This is a genomic window from Dietzia sp. DQ11-71 (assembly GCF_014144995.1).
In the GTDB taxonomy this organism is placed as follows: Bacteria; Actinomycetota; Actinomycetes; order Mycobacteriales; family Mycobacteriaceae; genus Dietzia; species Dietzia kunjamensis.
This window is the reverse complement of sequence record NZ_JAALDT010000398.1, coordinates 1-6,819: the sequence shown is the minus strand read 5'-3', so window position 1 is coordinate 6,819 and position 6,819 is coordinate 1. Positions and strand designations below refer to the sequence as shown.

At 68.2% G+C, this 6,819-nt stretch carries 7 protein-coding genes; 2 read left to right on the top strand and 5 right to left on the bottom strand.

All coding sequences use genetic code 11. From position 1 onward, the window contains the following. Positions 1-83: 83 nt before the first annotated feature. Positions 84-710, bottom strand: coding sequence for a hypothetical protein (locus G6023_RS13230; protein WP_182635944.1), 627 nt, complete (start codon positions 708-710; stop codon positions 84-86). A 231-nt stretch (positions 711-941) separates the two neighbouring features. Between G6023_RS13230 and G6023_RS13225 the strand changes: the two genes are divergently transcribed. Next, the gene (locus tag G6023_RS13225) at positions 942-2,462 is read left to right on the top strand and encodes a lamin tail domain-containing protein (RefSeq protein WP_182635942.1); all 1,521 of its coding nucleotides are present in this window, start codon (positions 942-944) and stop codon (positions 2,460-2,462) included. 122 nt (positions 2,463-2,584) lie between these two features. Further along, positions 2,585-3,043 (top strand): Hsp20/alpha crystallin family protein, encoded by a 459-nt coding sequence (locus tag G6023_RS13220; protein WP_182635941.1) that lies wholly within the window; start codon positions 2,585-2,587, stop codon positions 3,041-3,043. Between the two features lie 101 nt (positions 3,044-3,144). Here the strand turns inward: G6023_RS13220 and G6023_RS13215 are convergent, their stop codons facing one another. From G6023_RS13215 to G6023_RS13200, 4 genes are all read right to left on the bottom strand, one after another. Next, on the bottom strand, positions 3,145-3,477 hold the full coding sequence (locus G6023_RS13215) for a hypothetical protein (RefSeq protein ID WP_182635939.1): 333 nt from the start codon (positions 3,475-3,477) through the stop codon (positions 3,145-3,147). Beyond that, positions 3,474-4,586, bottom strand: a complete 1,113-nt coding sequence (locus tag G6023_RS13210; protein ID WP_206681002.1) for an ATP/GTP-binding protein — start codon at positions 4,584-4,586, stop codon at positions 3,474-3,476. The genes G6023_RS13215 and G6023_RS13210 overlap by 4 nt, the downstream gene beginning before the upstream one ends. A 157-nt stretch (positions 4,587-4,743) precedes the next feature. Beyond that, positions 4,744-6,354, bottom strand: coding sequence for an NERD domain-containing protein (locus tag G6023_RS13205; protein WP_182635935.1), 1,611 nt, complete (start codon positions 6,352-6,354; stop codon positions 4,744-4,746). Positions 6,355-6,413: 59 nt separating this feature from the next. Then, positions 6,414-6,819, bottom strand: a 406-nt coding sequence (locus G6023_RS13200) for a class I SAM-dependent methyltransferase (RefSeq protein ID WP_472986443.1), incomplete at its 5' end; no start/stop codon positions are given.

The window sequence follows — 6,819 nt, the reverse complement described above, 5'->3', positions numbered from 1 at the left end:
GCCGAGGGGGGAGCAGGCCCCCGCCGCGGCCGCTGTCGCGGCCGTGGCCGCCACGACCGCGCGCCTCCAGCGCAGCGGCACCATCAGTAGATGTAGACCACGGCGTTGTTGCCGCCGGTGCAGGTCACCACGTCTCGACCGGAACACGACATGGTGTACACCTCGCCGGTCACCGGACTGTAGGCGTCCAGGACCATCGGCGCGCCGTTGCCACCCGCCAGCAGGTATTCCGCCCACACGGACAGGGCGAACTCGCAGGAGGTGGCGTTCGAACCCACAGCCGATCGCGAGTAGGCACCGTCTTCCGCGTTGGAGCATTCATACGCGCCGGACGGCGACGCCGGTCGCGCCGGTTGCGCCGGTTGAGCGGGTCGAGCGGGTTGGACGGTGGGCTGGGCCGGGGACTCCGGCGCGGTGGCTGTCACCGAGACGGTGGAGGTCACCGGCGCTGCCGAGTCCTGTGTGAACCTCGGCACCACCAGGAAGACCGTGGCGATGACCAGCCCGATCAGGAGCATGGCACCGACGGTCAGGGCCACGATCGCGACCGGGGACATCCCCTGCTTACGTGGCGGGGCGCCGTAGTCCCCGTAGCCGCTCGATCCGTAGCCGCCGGCACCGTACCCGCCCGGTCCGTGCCCTGGCTGCTGGACGGCCCTGAACTCCGACGTGGGCGGCCCGTCCCATCCGGGGGGAGGATTCTGTGTCATGTCGCAGCTCCCTGTCACCGGATCCGGCAGTCGCAGGATCCTAATCTGAAGGTGAGTTTATCGAGGGATCCCGGTTTGACGAGGGAATATCGGGCCGACCGCCCCACGTTCGGGAACGGCCTGTCAGGGAGTGTTCAGCTCCCCGCCATGATCCGGCAAGCCCCCGGGCACGGGACACTCGTACGGTTCCGTGGTCACTCACCCGCGCCTGAAGCCCAGGAAAGGCCACACATGCGCTCACGCACCCTCCTCTCCGGTGTCCTCTCGACACTCCTCGCCGCCGGTGCAACGGTCGGACTGCCCACGGTCTCCGCCGCCGCACCCGCACCCGCGGCGACCGCCGCGGACATCGTCATCAACGAGGTCGAGTCCAACGGCGACCCGGTCGGTGACTGGGTCGAGCTCGCCAACCTCGACACCGATCAGGACCTCGACATCTCCGGCTGGACGCTCATCGACGGCGACCCCACGCACGACCCGTTCGTGTTCCCCTCCGGTACCACCATTGAGTCCGGCGGTTACCGGTCCTTCTACACGGACGTGGACCCGGATTACTTCGGGCTGGGCGGGAACGACTCGGTGACCCTGCGCGACGCCGACGGCAACCTGGTCGATTCCACCACCTGGTCCGGCCACGCGGCCGTCACCTGGGGTCGCATCCCCGACATGACGGGCGACTTCGCCGTCACCGGCGAGTCCACCCGCGACGCGCGGAATGTCGCGGCGGTCGCGCAGGAGCCGATCGTGACGTCTCTGTGGCCCTTCGACCCCCTGACCGTCTCCCCGGCCGCCCTCGGTGGCGATTTCGCCGAGGACGACATGTCCGGGGTCGACATCGCGGCCGACGGCACCGCGTACGTCGTGAACAACGGCACCGGCACGCTCTACGTCCTCGACTACGACCGCGCAGCCGGCACGTACTCGCTCTCGCGGACCTTCGTGCTCCGGTACCCCGACGGCTCGGGGCTGCCCGACGCCGAGGGCGTGACCGTGGGCTCGGACGGCGCGATCTACGTGGCCACCGAGCGCAACAACAACGCCGGCGGCACCAGTCGCCCGTCGGTCCTGCGCTTCGACCTCCCCGCCGACCGCGACTCCGGCACGCTCGCCGCCACCGATGAGTACCCCCTCTCCTCCCTCACCGGGCAGGTCGGCGCGAACGGCGGCCTCGAAGCCATTGAGTTCCTCCCCGAAGCATGGGGAGGTGCGTTCGCCGTGGGTGTCGAGGGCACGGGCAAGGTCCATTTCGTCCAGTTCGGCGAGGCCGGAGCGGTCACGGAGTTGCAGACCTTCACGTCGCCGTTCCAGGGTGTGATGGCGCTCGATCACGACGAAACGTCCGGCACCCTCCGGGTCCTCTGCGACGAGGTCTGCGAGGGGCGCTCGATCGAGATGACCTTCGACGGGACCGGGTTCGTCACCGACGGCACTCTCTACGCCCGCCCGGCCGGGATGGCCAACCTCGCCAACGAGGGCTTCGCCGCCCACCGCGAGACCGTCGAGTGCACCGTCGGTGACGCTCCGGGAATCGCCGAGCGGGTCCGATTCCTGTGGGCCGACGACGCCGCCGCCGACGGTGCCGGCCTCCGCACGGCCGTCGCCGCGCCCGGGGAGTGCCTGGAGGGTGACGACGACGAGGACGGCGGCCTGCTCGACCCGGGCGCCCTGCTCGGTTCGCTCGAGGGCCTCGGGATCGACACCGGTTCGGTCGCCGATCTGCTTCCGGCACTGCCCGCCCTCCCAGTGGGTTGAGCCCAGAGGACTCAATCAAGAAATCTGACCTGAGTCGGGAATACTCAACTACGACCCGCGGTTGAACCGAGTGCGACCCGGAGATGCCGGGAGCGCCCCGACCAGTCCTGAAGGAGACCATCATGGCCACCAGCACCCGTTTCGATCCGTTCCGTGAGCTCGACCGCCTCCTGGGCGAGGGGCTCCGCAGCGCCACCGCCTCGACTTCCCTGCCGATGGACCTCTACAAGGAGGGCGATCGCTTCGTCGGGCTCATCGACATGCCGGGGGTCGATCCCTCCACCATCGACATCGACGTGGAGGACCGCACCCTCACAGTCCGCGCCGAGCGTCGCGCTCCCGCGGAGGGCGACGCCCAGTGGCTCATGCACGAGCGACAGGCGGGCACCTTCGCCCGGCAGCTCGCGATGGGCAAGGGCCTGGCGACGGACAAGATCGAGGCGGACTACACCGACGGAGTGCTCCGCCTGGTGATCCCGGTGGCCGAAGAGGCCCAGCCTCGCAAGATCGCCGTCACGCACGGCGACCGGAGGGCCGAACAGGCCGAGATCGTCGAGGGCGAGACGGACCTCGGGAGCTGACTTCCCGCGCGGACGCCCCGCCGTCGGGCGCCTCCGCCCCGACCTCCCCGCGAGGTCGGGGCGGAGGCGCCCAGGGGTCACGACCGCCCTTGCGGGTCCGATCACTGTGGCGTCGGAGGCATTTCCACATCCCAGATGGTCGCGTAGTAATCAGCGATCAACGGCCATACCGCCGCCCTTGCTTCATCCACATCACATGCAATCGCCGAATCGAGCACGAACTCGTGGGGAATCACCCGGCCCGCACGGTCCGTTCGGCCGAGCGGATCCGGGAAACGCAGCGCCGCCCGAGCGCCCGACGGCATGAAGAGCTCGTCCTCCGGACCGGCCGTCTTGAAGACCTTGTCGTACTCGATCAGTGGGTCCGCATACCCCCCGCCGTACACGAACCGGAATCCCCAGTGCCGACCGCGAGTCGCCCAGATCAGGCTCACGCCTTGCTCCGAATCAAGACGTGTTCCGTTTCGGCGTTCTGGAGATCCAATCTGAACTGGCTCAGCGTGACGCCGACGGCGTCGCCCTTCGCCCGGTAACGCTCGTTGAGGTCTCTGACCTTGTCCGCCGCCGTCACGGCTACTTCCACGACGACCTCGGTCCCCACAAACCTCGCGACGATGTTCATCGGCCTCGAGACCTTCGACCTCAGAAGGACTCGGGCGAGCACCGGGCCTGCTCCTCTCAGCATCACCTCGAGCACCTTGCCGGGGATATCGAAGTTGCTCGCCCACCGTGCGAATCGCTCGAGCGGGAGTACGGAGGCGACCGGGAGGATCAGGTCCACACCCTTGCGCTCCGACAAGTCGATCCTGTCGGGCTCGAACCTCGCCGACGAAAGCAGGAGAAAGTCCTGACCGATGTCGAGCGCTTCACTCTCGACGACCAGTGAACGCAATACCTCGCGGAGTTGCCCGATCTCTCCGGCGGCCTTCTCGATGACCAGGTCACGGAACCTGTAGACGTCGGTGTCGGGGAGCAGATCCGCCTTGGACAGGGCGATGATCCAGATCCGCGGGAATCCCGTCAGCGGCCTTCCGTCGGAAAGCAATCCGTCCTTGAGCCCGAGGATGCTGTTCCGAAAGTTGGTGAAGAGCAACTTGAGATAACGCTCCTCCTCGCCCGCGTTGTCGATCAGACGCTGGGCGTCGACCAACAAGAGGGCCACATCGGAGCCGAGCAGGGAACGGAACATCGACAGGCGCCGCTTCTGTTCCTCGACCCCGTCCGGGGAACTCTCGAACCACTCACCCGGGTAGTCGTGCCAGATCAGGTGCAGTCCCTCGATTTTCCCCGTCCGTCCCTTGTGACCCCCGGTCGGGGCCTTGAGATGGATGGTGAACCCGTGACTTGCGCCCTTGAACCGGTTAAGGGCGGGAAGCCTTGTCGAATCCCGCATGGCCAGATAGAGGCGATGGAGTCTCTGCCCCTCGCCTTGGTCATCGGCGACGACGTTGAAGTGGTTCTTCTCGATGAAGTCCGGTTCCTGGGTGGCGCCGTAGAACGACGAGAGCAGGACGGTTTTGCCGCTTCCGGCCTCCCCGAACACCGCGATCTGCTGCTGGAGGTCCTTACCTAGTTTCATCTGGCCGTCCTCGGTGGTGATCTCGGGTCATTCTGTACGTCAGTCCAGGAATAATGATGCAGGGCAGTGGCCCCTCCTGTCAGACTTCCCGACAACTCCTCTCCCCTATGGATTTCGCCCATCACACCGACGGGTCCCCCACCACCAGGAGTACGTCCGTCGCCCGTGACAGTCCCACGTAGATGCGCTCGCGGAGGCGGTCGATGCCCTCGTAGCTGTTGCACACCAGGACCACGGCACGTCGTTCGAGACCCTTGAAGCCGAGGACGTGACCGTAGAAGATGTCCTCGCCGTCCCAGAACGTCTCCCAGTAGGCGTCGTTGCCGTCCTCCTGGAGCTCGACCTGCATGGGGTGACGCGAGCCGATGGTCAACAACGCCACATCGCGGGGCTCCCACCCCTCATCGAGCAGTCGCATCGCCTCGTCGTCTCCCACCGCGACGGGATCGGCGCCCTCCGGCACCTCCACGTACCGGACGGCGGGACCTGTGCCGCCGCGCAACTCCATGCGCTGACCCACCAGCGGCATGAACGCGCTGGCGATCTGCCGCGTATTGCGCAGGTTGTGGTCCAGCACGAGCGGTACGAGGTCCACGGGCGGACGGCCGGCACGCTCGAACACACTCTGGCCCGCGTCGCCGACGATCATGAGCCGACCGTTCTCCCTGTCACGCAGCGCTCCGACGACCGGCTGCCACCAACTGTCGGCGAAGTCCTGGGCCTCGTCGACGATCACGGCGTCGAAGCGCCTGCCGTCGGGCAGTTCGTCTGCCAGGTCGGACATCAACCCGGGCAGATCCTCCTCCCACCACCGCACCGATTCCGTGGACCGAATCCGCTCGTCCGGGCCCACCGGCGCGCCCCACTCGACGCCCAGGGCGTGGAACTCGCCGACGTACGCGGGTCGCTCCCGCCGCTTCCATCCGCCGGTGACCCGTTTGAGATAGCTGGCCAGCCCGTGCGAGTAGCAGATCAGTGCGACGCGCTGCCCGTCCCTCGACAACCGTCGGGCCTGTTCCAGCGCCAGATAGGTCTTCCCGCTACCGGCGCCGCCCCGGATCTCCACCCGCGGCAGGGCGTCGACCGCCCGCAGGAGCACCGACTGTTCACGGGTGAGCGCGTCGGCGATGTCGGCGTTCTCGGCCGCGCGAGCCACGACGTCGCGCTGGGGTAGCCCCCGACCTCCGAGGATCTCGGACAGCCGGTCGACGGTGTCCGCGGACAGGAACGGGCGGTCGGTGGGACCCGACTCACGGGCCAACCGGAAGGCGATCATCGCGAGTTCGTCGAGCTGGTCGCGGTCCACGATCCGGTCGCGCGGGATCTCCGGCCTGGCGAAATCGGCGGGGATCGAGGCGTTCGGGAACACCAGCATGTGGGTCCAGCGCTGGAGCTGATCCGGCCACCGCGGATCCTCACTGACGTACCCGCGCAGCGCGTAGAGGGCGTCGCGGCACTGGGTGACCGGGTCGATGGTGACCTTCCGGGTGCCGCTGCCCTGCACCCACCGGCCGTCCTCGATCGCGATCTGCCCGGCCTTGACCTCGATCGCCACGATCCCCGCGCCGGGCATCGCCACGAGGATGTCGACCTCGTGTTCCTTCTCGTATGTGGACACCCGCTGACCCACGACGATCAGGCTGTCGTCGGAGAGCTGGTCGCGGAGGAGGTCGACCACCTTCTCCTCGGTGGGATGTCCGTAGACGGGGTGAGCGGGGATGACACTGGCCATGTATAAGAACTACCTTCGCCACCGTCGCGCGGGTCGGCCACACGCCGCGACCCACCGCCTCAGGGCCTCCTGGTGGCTGTGACGACGACGTCGTGGACCGTCACGGGCGCGCCGCCGTGGCCCGGCATCTCGCGCGAGGCCTCCTCGGCGGTGACGATCTCCCACCGGTCGGCCTCGAGCCGCGCGGTGACGGACGCCGCGGTGACACCGGCCTCTGCCGGCGGATGGGCGCCGCGATCGTGCCCGGCGTGGGTCACGTGCCCGCCGTGCCGCCCATGCCCGGCGTCGTTCAGGTGCCCGACGATGAGCAGCGTGCCGCGAGGGGCGACCCAGCTGGCGAGCCGCTCGTAGAAGTCCAGCTGCGGAATCGCCGGGTGGGCGTAATGGGTGGTGACCAGGTCGTACCGCGCCGGAGGCTCCCAAGCCGAGAGGTCCGCCTCCACCCACGACACCCGGCCGGACAGC